Genomic DNA, 20572 nt, shown 5'->3' on the forward strand with positions numbered 1-20572 from the left:
GTTGCTCCCTAGCTTTGTTCGATCTGCGGCACACCGTCCACAATGTCGTAATAGTCGCCCTTGTCGGCGACAAAGATATGTTTGCTGATTTTGAAACCCGTCGGACCATCGAGGCATCCCGCCGCGATCCCGATTCCGTCTTCGTTGTTCAATCGGTAAAACAGGCTCGATCCGCAGTCTTTGCAAAATCCGCGCTTCGCCCAGTCGGACGCCGCGTACCACGTCAGCCCCTCATCGCGTGTAAACGTCACATCGTCATAGGCAGCATGGGTCGACGACCAAATGTGACCACTAATCCGGCGGCACTGGGCGCAATGGCAGACTGCCACAGTGTCTCGTGCGCCTTTCACAGTGAACGCCACGGCTCCGCATTCACATTGACCTTTGTGTACACCATCCATCCCTTAATACACCGGCGGGGAAATCACCCAGACCGCCACACAAGGCACGTCATAGGGATTGGCCCAACGCATCGGTTGGCCACGTGTACGAAAGCTATCGCCCTCGCCCAACGTAAATTCCTCACCATCAATCCACAGATCGATCTTGCCGCTGATGATAAACCCGACCTCTTGGGTCGGCCGCATCACTGTCTCAGTCAGCTTGGATTGCGGCTCGAACGTAGAATGCAGAACTTCGAAATCATCGGTCAGATCAGGCGACAATAATTCTTCGACCAATCCCGCCTCGCGCGATCCGATCGGGCGCCGCGCACCTTTGCGTACGATCAATCCTTGTTCAGGGGACGGGGACGCACATTGGCGAAACAGGCTGCTGACGGACACATCCAACGCGGCTGCAAGATGCCGCAGATCAGTCACGCTTGGCTCGGACATGCCACGTTCGACTTGGCTCAACCATCCAACAGAACGGTCCAGCGTCTCGGCCAAATCCACAAGAGTCAGCCCCCGCGCCTTTCGCAAGGCCCGCAAGTCTGCGCCCAAGGTGCGCACCCGCTCAGGTTGGTCGTGGATCATCCAACGTATCCTATGTTTCAAGAGGCACGTTTACACGTCCAAATGAAATTTCAAAGGAAAATTTCACGTCGCCAGAAATACAGTGGCACCATCTCTTACAGCCGGCCGAAAACGTCCGCCAAAATTTGCACCAACGCGTCCGCATCCGCTTGGGTAAAGGCATCCGGTTGATCACTGTCGATATCTAGAACCGCTATCGTTTCACCTGCACCATTGCGAACAGGCAAAACAACCTCTGAACGCGTTGATGATGCACAGGCGATATGACCCGGGAACGCATCAACATCAGCAACTAATTGAACCTCTCCGGTCCGTGCCGCAGCGCCACACACACCACGTGAAAACGGTATGACCAGACATCCATGCCCACCCTGATACGGCCCGATTTTAAGAACCTCAGGCTCGGTCACACGGTAGAACCCCGTCCAATCAAATCGCGAATCAGCGTGATGCAACTCGCATACGACCGTCGCCATCAGCGCGATCTCGTTCGTCTCGCCTTGGGTCAGCGATGCGATCGCCGCACCCGTTTCTCTATAATCAATCTGCATACCCTTCTTTCCCCCAAATCCCGACAGGTTGGCAAGCCCATCATCGGATAACGAAATCGTAAGACCTTGGCCCTTACAAAGGCATAGTCATGTCAGAATGGGGCCGCTTATGGAATTGACAGCACAGGAAATCGGCGACGCGCTCGTCATTACGATCCACGACGATCGCATCGATGCGGCCGCCGCTGTCCGGTTCAAGGACAGCATCGCCACCAATGCCCGCTCGGGGCCAGACCGCGTCGTGCTTGATTTAACAGCCGTGAACTTTGTCGATTCTAGTGGCCTTGGCGCAATCGTTGCCGTGATGAAAATCCTCTCGCCAAAGCGCAAGCTGGACCTCTGCGGCCTCACACCCATCGTGGAAAAGGTATTCTCCCTCACTCGGATGGACCGCGTCTTTGCGATCTATCCCTCAATCACCGAGGCGCTCGCAACACATGCTGATTCAATCTGAGGCTTCTGCAATGCCCAAACCCACCGTTCCAGTCATCAGCACCAGCCTGACCAGCGACCCTGAACTGGTCCGCGGTGCGATTGCTCACTTGCTCAAAGGTTTGGACCCGCTTGATCTGCTCCAAGAAGAGGCCAGTATTTTCGAATTGGTCGTCGCCGAGGTCATCAACAACGTGATTGAACACGCATACGCCAACAAACCTGGGGGCAAGATTGATATTCTTGCATCCCCCGGTCCGCGCGGCATCAACTGTCGCATCACAGACCAAGGCGCAGAAATGCCCGATGGCAAACCGCCGGTTGGGCTGCTCCACGATCTCGACTGCGATACCGCCGACCTTCCCGAAGGGGGATTCGGCTGGTTTCTCATTGGCGATCTGGCCAAAGATCTGCGCTACACACGCCGTGATGACGGTAACCACCTAAGTTTTCGAATGGCAATCGGCGGTTTTTGAACCCATTGCTTCGCTACGCGGAACAGTTCACAAAATTGCCTTAAAAAAGCCCTTACCTTCTCAAAATTTGGACTGGTTTGAATAGCATACAGATCGGGTAGCTGCATAAAGCTTACCTCGGCGTTGCGTTGATATAGCCCCCACCCAGTACGCAGCGTCGAGGAACCCTTCCCACTCGTTGAAATCCCCGCATCACCCGCTACAGTCCTGTCATCACGTCAGGAGAGTACGATGCGCGATTTCCAAACCCCCGGCCGGTCCCCCGTCATTGCCACCAACGGCATGTGCGCCACCTCGCACCCATTGGCCGCCAAGGTCGCTATTCAAATCCTCGAAGCAGGCGGCAACGCTGTCGACGCCGCCATCGCTGGTGCGGTCCTCTTAGGCATTTGCGAACCGCAGATGACCGGCATTGGTGGCGATTGTTTTGTCCTGATGTCACACCCCGATAGCCCCGATGTCATCGCATTGAATGGCTCTGGCCGTGCCCCTGCCGGCCTCGACGCGCAAAAGCTGCGAGACGGTGGACATGACACCGTGCCCCTGCGCGGCGTCGATGCGATCACCATGCCTGGTGCCATCGATGCATTTTGCACCCTCGCGCGCGATCACGGCAAACTGGGCCTGCGCGCCTCACTCGCCCCTGCCATTTACTACGCCGACCACGGTGTTCCGGTCGCCCCCCGCGTAGCCTTTGACTGGGCGCTCGCCGCAAACGATCTATCAGGCACAGCCCGCAACACGTTTTTGATGGACGGGCACGCCCCAAAACCTGGCGCTATTTTCCGCAGCCCCGGTCAGGCCGAAGCGTTGCGCCAAATTTCGCTTAATGGTCGTGACGGATTTTATGACGGACCCGTTGCCGAGGATCTGATCAACAGCCTGCGTGCGATGGGCGGGACCCACACGCTGGATGATCTCATGAACACCTGCTGCAATTACACCACGCCGATCAGCGGCACCTACAAAGAAACCGAGCTGCTGGAACATCCGCCCAATGGCCAAGGGGCCGCCGCGATTCTGCTGCTCAATATCCTCAAGAACTTTGATATTGCCGCCATGGACCCGTGGGGCGCCCAGCGCATCCATATCGAGGCCGAAGCAACAAAACTGGCCTATGACACCCGCAACCGCATGCTGGCAGACCCCGACCAGACGACCCGCCTTGCGCATATGCTGTCCCAAGACACGGCCGACAAACTCGCCGCTCTCATCGATCCAAACCGCGCAATGGCCAACCCCACCGAACTGTCGGAAAGCGTCCACAAGGACACCGTCTATATCACCGTCACCGACAGCAACCGCATGTCCGTCTCGCTGATCTATTCGATTTTCCACAGCTTTGGCGCGGCCAAGGCGTCGGACAAATATGGCATCCTGTTCCAGAACCGTGGCGCAGGGTTTAACCTGACCCCCGACCACCCAAACGAGGCGGGGCCAAACAAGCGTCCAATGCACACGATCATCCCCGGAATGCTGGCGCAAAACGGCGCTGTCACGATGCCCTTTGGCGTGATGGGTGGGGCCTATCAATCGACAGGGCACGCACGGTTCGTCTCCAACATGACGGACTTTGGACTAGACGCACAATCAGCCATCGATGCCCCCCGTAGCTTTACCGACAATGGCACGCTCAATGTCGAACGAGGCTACTCAGATGCCCTGCGCGCACAGCTGGCCGACTTGGGCCACACCGTTGCAATCCCTGAGGGACCGATTGGCGGCGCACAAGCCATCGCAATCAACGACAACGGGACACTGACAGGCGCGTCCGATCCACGAAAAGACGGATGCGCGCTCGGCTACTGACGGTGTTGTTTAGTTCAGCTGGAATTCCAGAGGATACGATCCATCCTCGAACGGACCAAACAGATCACCCAAGTCTGGGTGGTCGACAGGCTCGCCCGAATAGTCCGCAATCAGGTTCTGCTCGGACACATAAGCCACGTAATAGCTTTGATCGTTTTCCGCGAGCAGGTGATAGAAAGGCTGATCTTTGGCAGGGCGCGCCTCTTCTGGGATCGCCTCATACCAGTCATCTGTGTTCGAGAACGTGGGGTCTACGTCAAACACAACGCCGCGAAAGGGATGCTTCCGGTGGCGGACAACTTGGCCCAGATAGTATTTCGCACGCGTTTTCAACATAGATCATAGCTCCCGCCCCCGTTACTAAAACTTTAATCACCCCCGAGTCTACGGCTCATCCGGCAATTCTAGGAAACAGTCTGTGAACCTGATTTTAACAGTCCTCGAGATCACAGCGCCTGTATTTTTGCTGGCATCCATTGGTTTCCTTTGGGTCAAACTGGGGTTTGAATACCGCGTCGAATTCGTCACGCGCCTTGCTATGACACTCTCTGTGCCCGCTTTGATCTTCACCGCACTTATGAAAACCGACATCGCCCCAGCCGCCTTGGCCGCCCTGTCGCTGGCCAGTTTTGCAGCCTACGCAGGCGTTACACTTGCCTTTTGGGCCGTCACGCGCCTCGCGGGTCTGGATCGACGCACCTATCTCGCACCCCTGATCTTTGGCAACACAGGCAATCTGGGGCTGCCACTGGCACTCTTTGCATTCGGGGAAACGGGGCTGGGCTATGCCGTTGTGGTGTTTGCATTGATGGCTATTGCGTCCTTCACATTTGGCGTCTGGCTGGTTTCTGGCGGCGGATCCCTGACCAAAGTTATCCGCGAACCCGTTGTCGCCGCGACCCTCTTGGGTGCGCTGTTTTTGTGGCAAGGCTGGGAGACCCCGACGTTCCTGACAAACACGCTTGATCTGCTGGGGCAAATCGCAATCCCGATCATGCTGATCACTCTTGGCGTGGCCGTCGCCCGCTTGAACCCCGGATCAATCACACGCGCTGTGGTGTTATCCGTGCTCAAAGTCGCAGTCTGCGTCGCAATCGCTGCCGCCGCAGCACTGGCGTTTGATCTTGATAAAACCGCCAGCGCCGTCTTGATCGTCCAAGTCGCGACACCCGTCGCCGTCACATCCTACCTCTTGGCCGAAAAATACGGGGCAGATGCACAGGCCGTTGCGGGCCTAGTTGTGGTCTCGACCCTGCTTTCAGTGGTCACTTTACCGCTCATCCTCGCATTTGTGATCTAACAACCGCGCATTCCCCTTTCCCAGACCCCTCAAAATCGGATAAGTTGTAAAAAAACAAACATAGGCGAGTTGAGGCAATGAGCAGACTTCTTCGCGCGATCGCACTGACCCTACTTGTGGCCAGCTGTTCGGGAAGCGGTAATACCAAAGCCCCCCGCGAGCTGGACAATGCATGTTCGATCGTGAACCAACACCCCGATTTCATGCGGGCGTTTCGGGCAACCGAACGTCAATACGGTGTGCCCATCGGCACGCTGATGGCGATGATTTATCAAGAGAGCAAATTCATCTCTGATGCGCGCCCGCCCTACCGCTATACGCTCGGCGTGATCCCATCAGGTCGCCAGTCTTCGGCACTGGGTTACTCTCAGGCGCTGGATGGCACGTGGAAAGAATACAAACAGATCACGGGACGCCGTGGTGCCAATCGCGAACGCATCACCGACGCCACGCTGTTCATGGGCTGGTACATGCAACAGTCAAACAAAGATCTCGGCATCCCAATGGGTGACACCCGCAATCAATACCTCGCCTATCACGACGGGCGCACAGGGTATAAACGCGGCACGTGGCGGTCCAAAAGTTGGCTGATCCGCATCGCTGGCGAACTCGAGGGTCGCGCAGCCATGTACGACCAACAGCTTCGACGCTGCGGCAAGATCAGATAATCTAAAACGGCAAAAGCCAGGGCATCGACCCCGGCTTTTTTATGTCCCGCTGTCAGACGCCGCTATTCGTATTTACGCATCTCTGCCAGAATGTTGAACTGGCTGTTGGGCACACGGCCCCCTTGGGTCAAATCACCTAGAATGATCGTCGTCTGCTGACCCGCATTGTCCGTCACAACCCACTGGCGCAACTCAACGGGGTTGCCAGTAAACACCAATTGGATGTTGCCCATGTCGGGACGGTCTGGGTCTTGGGCACGGATCGTCGTGGTTGTGCCGTCCGACGTGCGCCCCGAAACCATGCCCGAACGTGCCAAATCCACATTGCGAGCCAGGATAATGCTCAGAGGTGTCTGGCTCAGCGGAAACCGCTCAGGCCCATTGTTCGACCGCGGATCAAAGATCGCAACCTGACCACCATTAGCCAGCACCAACGACTGTTCAGGCGGGTTATATTCAAACCGGATACGCCCCGGTCTCTTGATGTACAGCTGGCCCGTCGAAATCGTGCCATCCGCGTTGATCTGCGTAAACTCAGCAGTCGCCGTCTGAATATCATTCAGATAGCGCGACATATCCCCCAAAGACAGCTCTTGTGCCGCCGCAGGAAAACCAACCAGACCCGCCACAGCGGTGCCCATCAAAAATGTGCGTCTGTTCATACTACTCTACCTCGTAATTGGGCGCTTTGTGCCCCCTAGACATAGGAACACTCCACCCTATTTCCGAGTATTAAGCGATAACACGCCGCCTGTCGCCCGATATCAGTGTGATTTTCCATGACGCCCCCGCTCCACAACATCCACTTCGCGTCAGGCACAGCGACCCGCACAAAAAAGGCGCAGCAACCTGCATAGATTGCTGCGCCCGATTTCATCACGTTGGATGGTTTACTGCTGTTCCGGCACCATAATCTCGCGCTTGCCGACATGGTTGGCCGCACTGACCAGACCTTCATCTTCCATCTGCTCAACCAGACGCGCCGCCTTGTTATAACCGATCGCCAGCTTGCGCTGAATGTAGGATGTCGAACACTTGCGATCTTTGATCACAATCGCGACCGCCGTGTCGTACAGTGCGTCTTCACCATCTGTGTTTCCACCAAGGCCAAGCACCAGATCAATGTCGCTGCTCTTGTCCTCGTCAGGGCCATCCACGATGCCTTTGAAATACTCAGGCGGACCATACGCCTTGAGATAGTTCACAATCTCTTCGACCTCTTCGTCCGAACAGAACGGGCCGTGCACACGGGTGATTTTTGCGCCACCCGCCATATAGAGCATGTCACCCATACCCAAGAGTTGCTCGGCACCCTGCTCGCCCAAAATGGTGCGGCTGTCGATCTTGCCGGTCACTTGGAACGAAATCCGTGTGGGGAAGTTCGCCTTGATTGTACCGGTGATCACATCCACCGACGGACGCTGTGTCGCCATGATCAGGTGAATACCCGATGCACGCGCCATCTGTGCCAGACGCTGAATACAGGCTTCGATCTCTTTGCCCGCAACCATCATCAGGTCGGCCATCTCATCCACGATTACGACGATATACGGCATCTTTTCCGGTGCGAATTCTTCGGTCTCGAACACTGGCTCGCCCGTGTCGTCGTCAAATCCAGTCTGAACCGTACGGCTGAACATCTCGCCTTTGGCCAGCGTATCGGCCACGCGGGTGTTGTAGCCATCAATGTTCCGAACGCCCATCTTGGACATCTTGCGATAGCGTTCTTCCATCTCGCCCACGACCCATTTCAGCGCAACAACCGCCTTTTTCGGATCTGTCACAACAGGTGACAACAGATGCGGGATCCCGTCATAGACGCTGAGTTCCAGCATCTTGGGGTCAATCATGATCATCCGGCATTCTTCCGGTGTCAGCTTGTACAACAGGCTCAGGATCATGGTGTTGATCGCTACGGATTTACCCGAACCGGTCGTACCCGCGATCAACAAGTGAGGCATCTTGGCGAGGTTCGCCACGATAGGATCACCACCAATGTCTTTGCCCAACGCCAACGGCAACTTCATGTTGCTGTCGCCGAAATCACGTGCGGCAAGCACTTCGCGCAGAACACACATCTCGCGGTTTTCGTTCGGCAGTTCGATACCAATCACCGACCGACCTGGCACAGTCGACACACGTGCCGACAGCGCGCTCATCGAGCGGGCGATGTCATCGGCCAAACCAATCACGCGGCTGGCCTTTAGACCCGGCGCTGGCTCTAGCTCGTACATCGTAACAACTGGGCCCGGACGAACCGATACGATCTCGCCTTTGACACCGTAGTCATCCAGCACCGTCTCTAGCATCCGCGCATTTTCTTCCAATGCTTCATCGCTCAGATGATGGCGTTTGACCTCATCTGGGCTAGCCAGCAACGACAATGGCGGGTGTTCGTATTCAACCTGTGGGCGTTCCTCGAATTGCAACGCAGGTTGCGCTTCGGCTTGGGCCTGCTTGGACGGAGAGACGGTTTTCTTGACCGGATGCTGCACGACGCGCTTGGGCTCGGCCGTTGGGATCGCGGCAACCGGCGGCATCGTCACCTCAGGGATCGGCGAATGCGGTTGCGCCACAACGGCTGCAGGTTCGACCATCTCTGGCTCGGGCATACCAATGTTTGCTGTCAGCGTCGGCTCGGCTGGCAGCTCGATTATAGGCTCGGCGATCTGTTCGCCCGCAGGTGCAGTTGGCGTAATCATCAGGGGTGTTGGCCCCCGCTTTTGTCCGACAAGCGGCTCAACCCGTGTCGCCGTCATCGGCTGACGGACACGCGATTTGATCACATCCGAAATCTTGGATTTGATGCGATCTTCGTCCGGCGCCTCGGCCAAATTCACGCTCGGGCGTGGCTCGACCAGCTCACTCTCCGGCATCACAACAGGTGGCTCGTTACGCTTGAGCAGCGATGGCATACGGCCCAGCAGGCCTGTCTTTTCTTCCACAACGGGTGCCGGTGCATAATCGTCTTCGATCGCCTCAACCAGTTCGACCTCGGATGTTGGCATCGCAGGTTGCGCACGCACAACTGCAGCCACACGGGCCAATTCATCAGGCGTCGGCACCGCATGTTCTGCGGCCAGTTCTTGGTCATAAACCGCACGATCTGACGCCGCCTGTTCGCGACGATGCTGATGATGTGCATGAGCCGCACGCGCACCTTTAGCAGCTTGCGATGCACCATAGCCAAACAGCTTGAGTACATAGGAATAAAGAACGATCAGACCGATCAACAAAAATCGACCACACCGACGCAGCTCGGGCATGGTAAAGCCCAGAACAAAAGCGCCCATCACAACAATCGCGGCACCAGACACCAGAGACATGACTTTCACGCCAAATGCGGCTTTGGCCGGAATAACGGTCAGCATGACGCCCAGAACCGTGTCACCGAACAATCCACCCAGACCAAAGCTGTGGGTCCAGCTCGCGCTCGGCGCTAATGTCGACGCATAAACAGACGCAACAGCAATCGCGATCGGCGCAAAGATCATGCGGCCAATCACGCGCTCTTGGCCCATATGAAGGACAAAACGTAGCCCCCAAACAGCCAGAACAATCGCAATGCCCCATGCACCCCAACCCACGATCATAAACAGCGGTGCGGCCATAGACGCACCAAACCGACCCAGCCAGTTTTGGACAGGCGCGTCAGTAGCGCTCATCCAACTGGGGTCGTCGGGCGTGTAGGACCCGATCATCATCGCCGCCAACAGGCCAGTGACGATCATCACGATCCCGATCAATTCGGAACCCCGCTTTTCAATCGCCGCCTGCATGTTGCTGTCCAACAATGGGTCACGCTGCCGTGTCTGATAGGCCATGTGTTTCGTCCTTACCTGTACAAACAATCGCGGAGTGCAATCAGCCCGCGCTGCATTTCTTGTTTTTCTGCGACCATCGCCACGCGGACATATCCATGCCCGGGGCTTGTGCCGTTTTCTTCTTTACTCAGATACGCGCCGGGCAGGGTTTTGACCCCGACCTCGCGCCATGCTTTGACCGCCGCGTCTTCGCCGTTGTCGACAGGCAGCCACAGGAAAAACCCGCCTTCGGGTCCCTGAAATCCTTGGATGCCGCCAAACACTTGGTCCGCGATGGCGTATTTCTCTTGGTAGAGCGCGCGGTTTGCATCCGAATGCGCATCATCGGCCCACGCCCGTGCGGCAACGGCCTGCAATGGCATCGGAACCGGCGCACCCGCATAAGCGCGCAGCATCCGGATTTGTTTGATGTTCTCTGATCCAGACGCCGCAAACCCCGACCGCAAGCCAGGCAGGTTCGAGCGTTTTGACAGCGAATGGAAAATCACCACACGTTCAGGGTCAGCACCCATTTCTTGGGCCACCTGCATCGCACCCACTGGGGCATCATTGCGGTAAATCTCGGAATAACACTCATCCGCGAAAATCTTGAAATCGTATTCTTCGGCCAGCCCGATCACATCGCGCCAATAATCGCAGCTCGCAATCGCGCCCTGCGGATTGGACGGCGAACAAACATAGGCGATGGCGGTGCGGCTCAACACATCCTCTGACATCGACATCAGGTCTGGCAAAAACTGCGTCTCGGCACGTACAGGCACATAAACCGGCTCGGCACCGACCGACAAAGCGGCCAACATGTAAACTTGGTAGAACGGGTTGGGTGTCAGAATGATCGGCTTTTGCCCATTTTTTTGCTCTGGGCACAGCACCATCGCGGCGTTGTACAGCCCCTCACGCGTACCGTTCAGCGTCACAACGTTTTCGCGCCCCACATCAACGCCATAACGTCGCTTTAGAAAACCAACACTGGCATCCAACAGCTCGGGCGTGCCTTCGTTCGACGGATATTTCCCAAACAGATCAGAGGTTTGCGCGATGACATCAGGCACCCATTCGGGGAAATCATGACGTGGTTCACCGATCGTCATCACATTCGGCGTGTCGCCGGGCGTGATGGAATCCAGTAAGCCGCGTAGCCGTGGCCACGTCGCTTCCGGTAGGTTCGAAAACCGCTCGGGGTACATCATAACTGCCTCATGTGCCGGATCATTTCGCCCGATTTGACTCCAAACTAGCCGCCCAACGGCCACTCTGTCCAGCCAATCACGGCGAAATTATGCCCCAGAGACAAACAGTTGTGGTTTTTAAGTCAGCCCAGCGCCGCTTCGACAGCAGCGGCCAATCGCAACAAACGCGCCTCGTCTCCTGCTGTCGCATTCAGCATGATCCCGCAGCTTGGGACGCCCACCGGTAGGCTGATGGAACACAAGCCCATCAGATTTCCGACCCGCGTGTTGCGCAACGCCAATAGATTTGCCCGTTTGTAATAGGCATCATCGTTTAACAAGCGACTGATATTGGGCGGCATAATCGCCGAAGACGGCATGATCACAGCGTCAAAACCAGCGCTGACCTCGGCATATTGCGCTTTGACCCGCTCGATGGCTTTGGCCCCGCGCAGATACTCGAACGCACTGACCGATTTGCCTGCTATGATCCGCACGACAATCTCGCCAAACATCTCATCGGGGCGCTCTTCTACGAATTCTGCGTATTCAGCATAGGCTTCGGCCACATACATTGGCCCACCCAACGTAAAAGCATCGCCCAAATCCGGAACCGCACGGCGTTCAACCACGGCACCAGCCGCCTGCAACTTCGCTACAGCGGCTTCAAAGGCCGCCGCAGGTTTCGCGTCCAAATCCTCCATCACGATCGTGTCCAACACCATCAAACGCACACCGTCCAACGTCGCACCTTGCAAATCAGGCACCGCGCTGTCCTCGATCGCGGCCAGCATCAACGCCGCATCCTCGACCGTGCGGCACAGCGGCCCCACCGTGTCAAAACTGGGACATAGCGGCGCAGCACCCGCGACCGATACGCGGCCAATCGTGGTCTTTAGCCCGACCAGATCGTTCCAGCACGCAGGAATGCGCACCGATCCACCCGTATCCGACCCGACTGCAGCGGCGGCCAGTCCAAATGCCACACTGGTCGCCGCCCCTGACGACGAACCACCTGCGACAGCGTCATGATCGTTCACGCAGAGGCTGGTCTCGGTCATCGGGTTCAACCCCAACCCCGAGAACGCAAGTTCACTGAGATGCGTTTTTCCCAAACAGACCAGTCCCATGCCTGTGGCGACGCGCAAAACCTCGGCATCCGCCTCTGGCACACGGTCCGCGTAAATCCGGCAACCCGCCGCCGTGACAATCCCCGCGCTGTCGAACAAATCCTTCCAGGACACCGGCACCCCGTCCAGCGGGCCCAACCGTTGTTCCGTCTTGGCACGTGCGCTGGCCGCAGCCGCCTCGGTACGTGCGCGATCATGGGCCACCACGGTATAAATCCGCGGCGTCATCTCATGTGCATCAATCGCAGCCAGATACACCTCGCACAGGTCAACCGGATCAATCTCGCCCGCTTCGATCCCACGCCCCAGCGCACCCGCGCTCATCTCTAACCACTCTTGCATCGCATCACTCCTGTTTGTGCCACGCTAGCGACGATCCCGCGCATGGACAATCCCGCGCAAAACCCCATATCAAGCGGTATGAACAGTGATCTCATTATCGTGGGCGGTGGGCTGAATGGTCCGGCCCTTGCGCTGGCCGCAGCAACCACTGGGTTGACCGTCACCTTGATCGACGCCCAACCGATTTCCACCCACAAGGATCCCGCGTTCGATGGGCGCTCTTATGCGATGGCGCTGGCCTCGACCCGATTGCTGGACGCGATCGGCATCTGGCCTGCGATCCGCGATGCGGCCCAACCCATGCTCGAGATTAAAGTCACCGATGGCCGCGCTGGCGAGGGTCCCAGCCCCTGGATGATGCACTTTGACTATGCCGAAATAGAAGAAGGCCCAATGGGCTATCTCGTCGAGGATCGTCACCTGCGCGCTGCATTTCTAGCCTCCCTTGATCATCCCAATGTCACCCACTTGCACGGCCAAACCGTCACGGACCAAACCATTGGCAACTACGATGTCACGGTCACGCTAGACGATGGCAGCACCCGCACCGGCCGCGTCTTGATCGGTTCAGACGGGCGCCAATCAGGCACCGGTTCCCGCGCGGGCATCACCCGCACCGAATGGGGCTACGGCCAGACCGCTCTGGTCTGTGCCGTCGAACACGAACACCCCCACGGCGGCATCGCGCATCAGTTCTTTATGCCCCCCGGTCCTCTCGCCATTCTGCCGCTGACCAAAAATCGCAGCAGCATCGTTTGGTCAGAAAACGCCGAAACGGCAGAACGCTTTATGGCGCTGGATGACGACGGGTTTGTCAAAGAACTCAAACCCCGCTTTGGCAGCTTTCTGGGCAACATCAAATTGGCAGGCAAACGTTATAGCTATCCACTGGGCCTGACCCTTGCCGACAGCTTTGTGGCCGACCGTATCGCTCTGATTGGGGATGCCGCCCACGGCGTCCATCCTATCGCGGGCCAAGGCCTGAACGCCGGTATGCGCGACGTCGCAGCCCTCGCCGAGGTTCTGACCAACGCCCGCCGCCGCGGCGAAGACATTGGCAGCAGCGCGGTCCTTGCTCGCTATCAACAATGGCGGCGGTTCGACACAACCACGTTGGCCGCAGCCACCGACGGATTCAACAGACTATTTTCGAATGACAACCCGCTGGTGCGCGCCGCGCGCGACATCGGCATGGGTGTGGTCAACGCCGTCCCAAAACTGCGCCACAGCTTTATCCGCGAGGCCGCGGGCCTGACCGGAGATTTGCCAAAACTAATGCAGGGCAGGCGGCTCTAGTCGAGCGTACGCGCCTCATCGACCAACATCACAGGGATCCCGTTGCGAATGGGAAATGCGAGTTTGGCCCCCTTGGACACCAACTCTTGACGCGCGGCGTCATAGCTCAATGTCGCATGGGTCTCTGGGCACACCAGAAACTCTAGCATCTTGGGGTCAAACGCGTTCTCAAAATCGCTCATTGCATCATCTCTCCGCTGTCCCCGCCACGTAACGCGAACTGGATCAGCGTGACAAGCGTTTCGCGACGCGTTGTCAAACTTGGTGCTTCGAGCAATGCCTGTTTATCCTCAGGCTCGAACGGGCACAGCATCGACAACGAATTGATCAACAACTCGTCTTCGGCCTCCTTGAGGCTCTCCCAATCGGTCTGCAATTCCTGCGCATGGAAATAGCGGCTGAGCAGGTCCATGAACCCTTCGCGATCCGCAATCGCATCATCCTCGACGCCACCAAGATCACGATCAAACCCGTCCCAATTCACATCGCAGCGGCGGTAGGGTTGGAACCCGTCCAGCTCGGATTTGATACGAAACCGGCTCATGCCCGCCAGCGTGATCATATAGCGCCCGTCCTCTGTTTCAGAAAACGACGTCAGGCGCCCCGAACAGCCAATCGAATGCAGCCGCTCTGCGCCATTTATCTCGTAGGGTTGAACCATCCCGATCAATCGGTCCGACGTTTTCAAAACATCGTCGATCATCGCCAGATAGCGCGGCTCAAAGATATGCAGTGGCAGTCGCGCACGCGGCAACAACAACGCTCCGGGCAACGGGAACACGGGGACCGTGTCGGGCAAATCAGTAAAGTTCATCATATGCTAGAATGTAGCCCGACATGCCGATCAGGCAAATATCATCGACGACAATCGACGACGCCCGTTCAACACGATCGGATCTTCGGCTTTGAGCGCATCAAACACGGTAAAAAGCTGCGTTTTAGCTGCACCATCTTTCCACTCGCGATCACGGCGAAACAGATCAAGCAATTGGTCAACGGCGCCCTCGGCGTCCCCTGCCCCATGCAGCGCAATCGCCAGATCAAGCCGCGCTTGGTGATCGTTCTCATCCGCCTCGACCGCCGCGCGCAATTCAGCCACAGGTCCAGCCTCGGCCGCTTGGCGTGCCAATTCGATCATCGCACGGGCGGCTTCCAACTCAGGCGCCTCAGAAATCTCGGCAGGGGCACCATTCAAAATCGCCTCGGCCTGATCTACATCATCCATCGCCATATGCGCGCGCACCAGACCACCATAGGCCACCGCGTTCGCTGGCTCTTCTTCTAGAACAGCGGCAAAGGTTTGCGCCGCATCCGCAGCCTCGCCTGCCTCAAGCATTTCCTCAGCCGCTTCGACCGCAGCCCCGAGCCCGCCATCATCCGCAGGCCCACCTAGATCGGCCACCCGTTCAACAAAGGCCAAAATCTCGGACGGCGGCAACGCACCCTGAAACCCGTCCGCAGGCTGGCCCTGCCAGAACGCATAGACCGTTGGGACCGATTGAATTTGCAACTGACCCGCGATCATCTGGTTCTGGTCTACATCAAGCTTGACCATTTTGACGCGCCCGCCCGCCGCCGTGACAGCCGCCTCTAGTGCGGGGCCCAACGTTTTGCACGGACCACACCACGGCGCCCAGAAATCTACAATCACCGGAACAGTCTGTGACGCCTCAACAACGTCTTGCATGAATGTCGCCTCGGACCCGTCTTTGATCAGGTCATCCGCAGGGGCATCAGTTTGGCCAAATTCCAGCATCATCGTCGTCCTTTTTTCCGTTCCCGCGTCATATGTGGACCCGCGGCCCAAATGTCAAAGATCGAATGTCGCAAACACGGGCGCGTGATCACTGGGTTTCTCCCAACCACGGACATAGCGGATCACCCGCGACCCACTGGCCGAGGCGGCAATATCGCTGGTCGCCCACACGTGATCTAGACGGCGCCCCTTGTCAGCGGCATCCCAATCCTTGGCACGGTACGACCACCATGAATACAGCAGACCCTCAGGGATATCCGCGCGCGTCACATCAACCCAATCGCCCGCCGCCATGACCGCGTTGAACGCCTCAACCTCAACCGGCGTGTGGCTGATAATCTTGAGCAGCTTTTTGTGATCCCAAACATCATCCTCACGCGGCGCAATATTCAAATCCCCAACGAGGATCGCCCGCTTGGGTGGGGCCGCGCGAAAATCCCGCTCCATATCGGCAAGGTAATCCAGCTTTTGGCCGAACTTTTCATTCACTTCGCGGTCCGGCACATCACCTCCCGCAGGCACATAATGATTGTGGATCACCACCCCATTGGGCAACTTGGCCGCCACATGCCGCGCATGACCAAGACCTGCAAAATCCTCTGACCCCATATCCTCAAGCGGCAGCTTGGACAGGATCGCAACACCGTTGTAACCCTTCTGCCCACGCGCAACGATATGGCTATAGCCCAGCGCCGCGAACCGCTCTGTCGGGATCTTTTCAACAGGCGATTTGCACTCTTGCAGACACAAAACATCTGGCGCCTCTTGCTCGAGCAAATCACACACAATCCCCTCGCGCAGCCGCACCGAATTGATGTTCCAAGTCGCAAGCGTAAAGGGCATGAGGTCTCTCCTGATAAAACTCGCCGCACCCTAGCGGGGACCACGTGCAACCACCAGAGGGGTCACCTCACAATCAAACGTGTCTCCGGCGTCACCCGACCTGCGATCCACGTCAGATCATCGCGGCTAAACGCGACGCATCCTTCGGTCCCAAACCCCGGTCTACGCCATTGGTGCAGAAAGATTGCCGACCCACGGCCCGGAACCGCATCGGGCCAGTTCCAATCGGTCAGCAGAACAATGTCATAGAGCGGATCGGCCCGCCGCAGCACCTCGTGGCTGGGCGCATAGGGCCCGCGCACCATGTGATTATAGTCCGGCGCATCACGGTCATCGGACCACAGATCACCCGTCACAATCGGCACAGCCCATGGCGCGGGTGGCGGCAAACGGTCCGGACGATAGAGCATGCCAACAATTCGGTGCACCCCGCGCGGTGTAGCGCCATCGCCCTCACGCTTGTTGCTGGTGATGCCGCCTTTGCCAATCGAACAGGGAAAATAGCGGCCCTGAAACCGAACGCCACGTGCGGTCAGCACGAGATCGTCCCGTGTCACAGCAGATGTCCGGACTTGGCCGCCTTGGTCACGAGATAGGCGCGGTTCTGCACGGTCTCGCCGACCTTGAGCGGAACACGCTCGACGACTTTGACACCTGCGTCTTCCATCCGCGCAATCTTGGCTGGGTTATTGGTCAGCAGCCGCACCTGCGTAAATCCGAGCTTTTTGAGAATGTCCGACCCGATGTGGAAATCTCGCTCGTCATCCTCAAACCCTAGACGGTGATTGGCCTCGACCGTGTCGAACCCCTGATCCTGCAACGAATAGGCGCGCATCTTGTTGGCCAGCCCGATGCCCCGCCCCTCTTGGTTCAGATACAGCAGAACGCCCGCACCCTCGGCTCCCATCTGGGCCATCGCGGCACGCAGTTGTGGACCACAGTCGCATTTCAAACTGCCCATCAGATCACCGGTAAAACAGGCCGAATGAAGACGTGCCAGAACAGGGCGCGACCGGTCTGGATTGCCAATTTCGATCGCATAATGCTCTTCGCCACCATCCTCTGGCCGAAACACATGCAGCCGGCCCGCTTCGGACACGCTGAGCGGAAGATGCGCAGACACAACCGCGCCCATCGGGCTGCTGGCGTGATCCAACACTTCGTCTGCTGTCAGATGAACTAGATCAATCAGCGGATGCTCGAACGATGCCACAACAACCGCAGGCAAAAGCCGCGCAGCTTTAGCCAAATGGATGGCGGCGCGGTGCGGTGTGCAATCACCGTCGCGTTCTGTTTGAAACGGGCCCTTCATTGGCATCCGTAGATCATCCGCAGGGTCGGCCACAGCACGGACCCAGCTGACCTCGGCCTCGCGCGGGACCAAAATACGTGCAATGTCTCCGTCATAGGCACGCGCACGCAAGGTATCAGCCCGCCGTCCGCTTACCGCTACAACCGCCCGCCCGGGGGCCCTGTCACGCACCAATTCAAACCGCGCTGCATCCAGCGTTTCGCAGGCCAAGACCACGACACCATCGATCACAACGGGCACACCCATCCGTAAATCGGACCGTGCCCGTGCCAAACGTTCCACAACTGTTAGGACAAATTGCATTTGATGCTGCCGCGCTTTGTAATCATTCAACGTTCTTCTAGGCCACTTTCGCACAGAATTGAAACAATTGCCGCCCCTACGACACGACCCCGTGATGGATGCATCACAAATCTTGTCTGATGCGTGTCTTCACCACATCTCTTAAACAACACGATGAGGAGCCTCACCATGGGTCAACTAAAGAAAATTCTGCTGGTCGACGACGACGATGACCTGCGCGAGGCGCTCAGCGAGCAATTGGTTATGACCGAAGACTTTGACGTCTTCGAAGCCGAGAACGGCACCAACGCAATGGACCAGGTCAAAGAGGCCCTGTACGATTTGGTGATCCTCGACGTCGGCCTGCCAGACACTGACGGTCGCGAACTGTGCCGCTTGATGCGCAAACAGGGTGTGAAATGCCCGATCCTGATGCTCACCGGTCATGACAGCGACAGTGACACGATCCTTGGCCTCGATGCAGGTGCCAATGACTATGTCAGCAAACCGTTCAAATTCCCTGTCCTCTTGGCACGGATCCGCGCCCAACTGCGCCAACACGAGCAATCCGAAGACGCCGTGTTTACCCTTGGGCCGTACACCTTCAAACCTGCCCAGAAGATGCTGATAGCCGAAGACGAAAAAAAGGTTCGCCTGACGGAAAAAGAGACGAATATTCTCAAATTCCTCTACCGCGCGACCGATGGCGTTGTTGCCCGCGACGTGCTGCTGCACGAAGTCTGGGGCTATAACGCTGGCGTCACCACGCACACGCTGGAAACCCACATTTACCGCCTGCGTCAAAAGATCGAACCCGATCCCTCGAACGCACGGCTCTTGGTCACTGAATCAGGCGGCTACCGTCTGGTTGCATAAAGCTGGTCAGCACGCGGACCTTTGAACCCTCGGCGTGTTGATCTCCCGTTACCCCTGGTGTTGGGCACGACAAACACCAAACCTCCCTGTTGGACTTAGCCCCGCCTCGTGCGGGGCTTTTTTTGTGCTAATCTGGTTCAGTCCACACCTAAAAGGCATGATATGAGCTGGGATATTATCCTCTTTGACCTTCCAGATCACATGATCCAATCGGAAAACGGCCTCGCCGTCTTTGACGATGATTTTGATCCCCCCAACATGCAGCCCCTCGATCAACTCCAGTCGCGCATCAGCACAGTCTTTCCCGACACCGACTGGTCAGATCCAGTCTGGGGCAGGCTCGAAACAGATGCAGCCTCGATCGAATTAAACATGGATGAAACAGCACCCCACACAATTATCACCTTGCACGTGCGCGGCCACGGGACCGAGGATGTGATGACCCTGATCAGTCGCACCGACTGGCGCGGTCTCGGTCTCTCAACAGGCGGCTGGTTGCATCTCACTGACGATCCCGACAAAGGGCGCCGCAGCTATCAGGCCCTGCTCGACACCGTCACCCTCGCCCAGCCCAAACCGGGCATCTTTGCGCGCGTCTTTGGCAAAACCTAACCCAACAGGAGCCTCCCGATGTCCATCCCCTTTACTAGTCCCGATCTCACCGGCACGCATTATGCCCGCGCGACAATGGTGAATGCGCATTTTGATGGCGTGAACCTTTCAGGCGCGCGGTTCTTTGCGGTGCTGACGGATGCCACCTTTACCGTCACCAACCTCGCCAATGCGACCTTTGACAACGTTAACCTTGGCGGCAGCAGTCTGAACAACGTGAACCTCTCGAACAGCAAATTCACCTACGCCAATCTGTCCAACCTAAACATCAGCGGTGTCACCCTCGAAAACGCCTCGATCAGCGACGCCAACCTCAAAGGGATGCGGATCAACGGCATTCTCGTGACCGACCTACTCGCCGCCTACGAGACCGCCAAATAACCCCCCAAGACCAACAGCCGCTTTGCTCTGAAACAGCTCGTGGCATTTGCCTCTCCCGTCATCATGCGCAGGTTTCGCGCGCGCACTATGCTCTGTTTGGGCAAAGCGCCTTTGGAACAAGTAACACACGGGACCTGACCCAAAAACGCCAGCGCCTCTCTCATGCCTTGGTCGGAACCAGATCATGCCCCAGCCTACTTGAGTTCAACCTCGACAAAGCTCATGGGCTCGTCGCCGCCGTTGATAACATTATGGGCCACCCCAGCTTTGCGCACATAGGCGTCTCCTGCCGCGACCACCACGTGACGGGTGTTTCCGCCCGGTTCTTCTAGGGTCATCTCGCATTGGGTCACCGCGGTGATGACATAGTCCATCCCGTGGGTGTGCCAGCCTGTCTCGGCGCCCGGTGCGAAATCAAACCGTGTCACCCGAACCCGCGCATCATCAATCATCTGCGTCGCCACTGCCGCTGTTCTGTCCACCAATGCGCCCTCTATGCCTGTTTTCAGTTCATATCCCCGCACAGCAGCCGCGAA

Annotated in this window: 24 protein-coding genes; 9 read left to right on the top strand and 15 right to left on the bottom strand. The window is 57.5% G+C overall.

All coding sequences use genetic code 11. The annotated features are described in order from the left end of the window. Window positions 1-8: 8 nt before the first annotated feature. The 3 genes from TR2A62_RS10950 to TR2A62_RS10960 all read right to left on the bottom strand — a co-directional run bounded on the left by TR2A62_RS10950 (window position 9) and on the right by TR2A62_RS10960 (window position 1528). On the bottom strand, window positions 9-401 hold the full coding sequence (locus TR2A62_RS10950) for a GFA family protein (protein WP_009158367.1): 393 nt from the start codon (window positions 399-401) through the stop codon (window positions 9-11). Between the two features lie 3 nt (window positions 402-404). Continuing rightward, complete coding sequence (locus TR2A62_RS10955; RefSeq protein ID WP_009159032.1) at window positions 405-977, bottom strand: helix-turn-helix domain-containing protein; 573 nt, start codon at window positions 975-977, stop codon at window positions 405-407. Between the two features lie 95 nt (window positions 978-1072). Beyond that, window positions 1073-1528: a GAF domain-containing protein gene (locus TR2A62_RS10960; RefSeq protein WP_009160297.1), complete on the bottom strand. Its 456-nt coding sequence runs from the start codon at window positions 1526-1528 to the stop codon at window positions 1073-1075. 109 nt (window positions 1529-1637) lie between these two features. On the opposite strand from TR2A62_RS10960, the gene TR2A62_RS10965 reads away from it, so the two are divergent. The 3 genes from TR2A62_RS10965 to TR2A62_RS10975 all read left to right on the top strand — a co-directional run bounded on the left by TR2A62_RS10965 (window position 1638) and on the right by TR2A62_RS10975 (window position 4245). Next, window positions 1638-1982, top strand: a complete 345-nt coding sequence (locus tag TR2A62_RS10965) for an STAS domain-containing protein (RefSeq protein WP_009160639.1) — start codon at window positions 1638-1640, stop codon at window positions 1980-1982. Then, window positions 1966-2436: an ATP-binding protein gene (locus TR2A62_RS10970; protein ID WP_009160423.1), complete on the top strand. Its 471-nt coding sequence runs from the start codon at window positions 1966-1968 to the stop codon at window positions 2434-2436. Before TR2A62_RS10965 ends, TR2A62_RS10970 begins: the two co-directional genes overlap by 17 nt. A 231-nt stretch (window positions 2437-2667) precedes the next feature. Next, window positions 2668-4245: a gamma-glutamyltransferase family protein gene (locus tag TR2A62_RS10975; RefSeq protein WP_009159360.1), complete on the top strand. Its 1578-nt coding sequence runs from the start codon at window positions 2668-2670 to the stop codon at window positions 4243-4245. A 9-nt stretch (window positions 4246-4254) separates the two neighbouring features. On the opposite strand, the gene hspQ is transcribed toward TR2A62_RS10975, so the two are convergent. After that, a complete protein-coding gene (gene hspQ, locus TR2A62_RS10980; RefSeq protein WP_009158392.1) occupies window positions 4255-4581 on the bottom strand; it encodes a heat shock protein HspQ in 327 nt (108 codons plus the stop codon). An 82-nt stretch (window positions 4582-4663) separates the two neighbouring features. Here hspQ and TR2A62_RS10985 point away from each other — a divergent pair, with 82 nt between their 5' ends. Next, window positions 4664-5545: an AEC family transporter gene (locus TR2A62_RS10985; RefSeq protein WP_009157363.1), complete on the top strand. Its 882-nt coding sequence runs from the start codon at window positions 4664-4666 to the stop codon at window positions 5543-5545. Window positions 5546-5622: 77 nt separating this feature from the next. Next, window positions 5623-6213 carry a lytic transglycosylase gene (locus tag TR2A62_RS10990; protein WP_009160930.1) on the top strand — a complete coding sequence of 197 codons (591 nt, stop codon included), beginning with the start codon at window positions 5623-5625 and terminating at the stop codon, window positions 6211-6213. 62 nt (window positions 6214-6275) lie between these two features. Here TR2A62_RS10990 and TR2A62_RS10995 read toward each other — a convergent pair whose 3' ends face one another. From TR2A62_RS10995 to TR2A62_RS11010, 4 genes are all read right to left on the bottom strand, one after another. After that, entirely contained in the window at window positions 6276-6875 is a 600-nt protein-coding gene (locus TR2A62_RS10995; RefSeq protein ID WP_009159687.1) for an outer membrane lipoprotein carrier protein LolA, read from the bottom strand. Window positions 6876-7103: 228 nt separating this feature from the next. Continuing rightward, the gene (locus TR2A62_RS11000; protein ID WP_009158871.1) at window positions 7104-10037 is read right to left on the bottom strand and encodes a DNA translocase FtsK; all 2934 of its coding nucleotides are present in this window, start codon (window positions 10035-10037) and stop codon (window positions 7104-7106) included. A gap of 11 nt (window positions 10038-10048) precedes the next feature. After that, on the bottom strand, window positions 10049-11227 hold the full coding sequence (locus tag TR2A62_RS11005) for an aminotransferase class I/II-fold pyridoxal phosphate-dependent enzyme (protein WP_009159446.1): 1179 nt from the start codon (window positions 11225-11227) through the stop codon (window positions 10049-10051). 122 nt (window positions 11228-11349) lie between these two features. After that, window positions 11350-12678 carry an amidase gene (locus TR2A62_RS11010; RefSeq protein ID WP_009158875.1) on the bottom strand — a complete coding sequence of 443 codons (1329 nt, stop codon included), beginning with the start codon at window positions 12676-12678 and terminating at the stop codon, window positions 11350-11352. Between the two features lie 42 nt (window positions 12679-12720). Here TR2A62_RS11010 and TR2A62_RS11015 point away from each other — a divergent pair, with 42 nt between their 5' ends. Next, window positions 12721-13974, top strand: a complete 1254-nt coding sequence (locus tag TR2A62_RS11015; RefSeq protein WP_009157846.1) for an FAD-dependent monooxygenase — start codon at window positions 12721-12723, stop codon at window positions 13972-13974. Here the strand turns inward: TR2A62_RS11015 and TR2A62_RS11020 are convergent. The 6 genes from TR2A62_RS11020 to ribA all read right to left on the bottom strand — a co-directional run bounded on the left by TR2A62_RS11020 (window position 13971) and on the right by ribA (window position 18188). After that, complete coding sequence (locus TR2A62_RS11020; protein ID WP_009157446.1) at window positions 13971-14156, bottom strand: Trm112 family protein; 186 nt, start codon at window positions 14154-14156, stop codon at window positions 13971-13973. The genes TR2A62_RS11015 and TR2A62_RS11020 overlap by 4 nt on opposite strands. Beyond that, window positions 14153-14791: an LON peptidase substrate-binding domain-containing protein gene (locus tag TR2A62_RS11025; protein ID WP_009160596.1), complete on the bottom strand. Its 639-nt coding sequence runs from the start codon at window positions 14789-14791 to the stop codon at window positions 14153-14155. The genes TR2A62_RS11020 and TR2A62_RS11025 overlap by 4 nt, the downstream gene beginning before the upstream one ends. A 27-nt stretch (window positions 14792-14818) precedes the next feature. Continuing rightward, complete coding sequence (locus TR2A62_RS11030) at window positions 14819-15730, bottom strand: tetratricopeptide repeat protein (protein WP_040820637.1); 912 nt, start codon at window positions 15728-15730, stop codon at window positions 14819-14821. Window positions 15731-15784: 54 nt separating this feature from the next. After that, complete coding sequence (locus tag TR2A62_RS11035; RefSeq protein ID WP_009159385.1) at window positions 15785-16573, bottom strand: exodeoxyribonuclease III; 789 nt, start codon at window positions 16571-16573, stop codon at window positions 15785-15787. 62 nt (window positions 16574-16635) lie between these two features. Next, window positions 16636-17130 (bottom strand): L,D-transpeptidase, encoded by a 495-nt coding sequence (locus TR2A62_RS11040; RefSeq protein WP_009157344.1) that lies wholly within the window; start codon window positions 17128-17130, stop codon window positions 16636-16638. After that, the gene (gene ribA / locus TR2A62_RS11045) at window positions 17127-18188 is read right to left on the bottom strand and encodes a GTP cyclohydrolase II (RefSeq protein WP_040821457.1); all 1062 of its coding nucleotides are present in this window, start codon (window positions 18186-18188) and stop codon (window positions 17127-17129) included. The genes TR2A62_RS11040 and ribA overlap by 4 nt, the downstream gene beginning before the upstream one ends. A gap of 168 nt (window positions 18189-18356) precedes the next feature. On the opposite strand from ribA, the gene TR2A62_RS11050 reads away from it, so the two are divergent. The 3 genes from TR2A62_RS11050 (at window position 18357) to TR2A62_RS11060 (ending at window position 20036) form a co-directional block, all read left to right on the top strand. Beyond that, window positions 18357-19043, top strand: a complete 687-nt coding sequence (locus tag TR2A62_RS11050) for a response regulator transcription factor (RefSeq protein WP_009160165.1) — start codon at window positions 18357-18359, stop codon at window positions 19041-19043. Window positions 19044-19205: 162 nt separating this feature from the next. Then, a complete protein-coding gene (locus TR2A62_RS11055) occupies window positions 19206-19655 on the top strand; it encodes a hypothetical protein (RefSeq protein ID WP_009159428.1) in 450 nt (149 codons plus the stop codon). Between the two features lie 18 nt (window positions 19656-19673). After that, complete coding sequence (locus TR2A62_RS11060) at window positions 19674-20036, top strand: pentapeptide repeat-containing protein (protein WP_009158473.1); 363 nt, start codon at window positions 19674-19676, stop codon at window positions 20034-20036. A gap of 194 nt (window positions 20037-20230) precedes the next feature. On the opposite strand, the gene TR2A62_RS11065 is transcribed toward TR2A62_RS11060, so the two are convergent. After that, window positions 20231-20521: a cupin domain-containing protein gene (locus TR2A62_RS11065; RefSeq protein WP_369699516.1), complete on the bottom strand. Its 291-nt coding sequence runs from the start codon at window positions 20519-20521 to the stop codon at window positions 20231-20233. Window positions 20522-20572: the final 51 nt, after the last annotated feature.

The organism is Thalassobium sp. R2A62 (assembly GCF_000161835.1).
GTDB lineage: Bacteria > Pseudomonadota > Alphaproteobacteria > Rhodobacterales > Rhodobacteraceae > Thalassobium.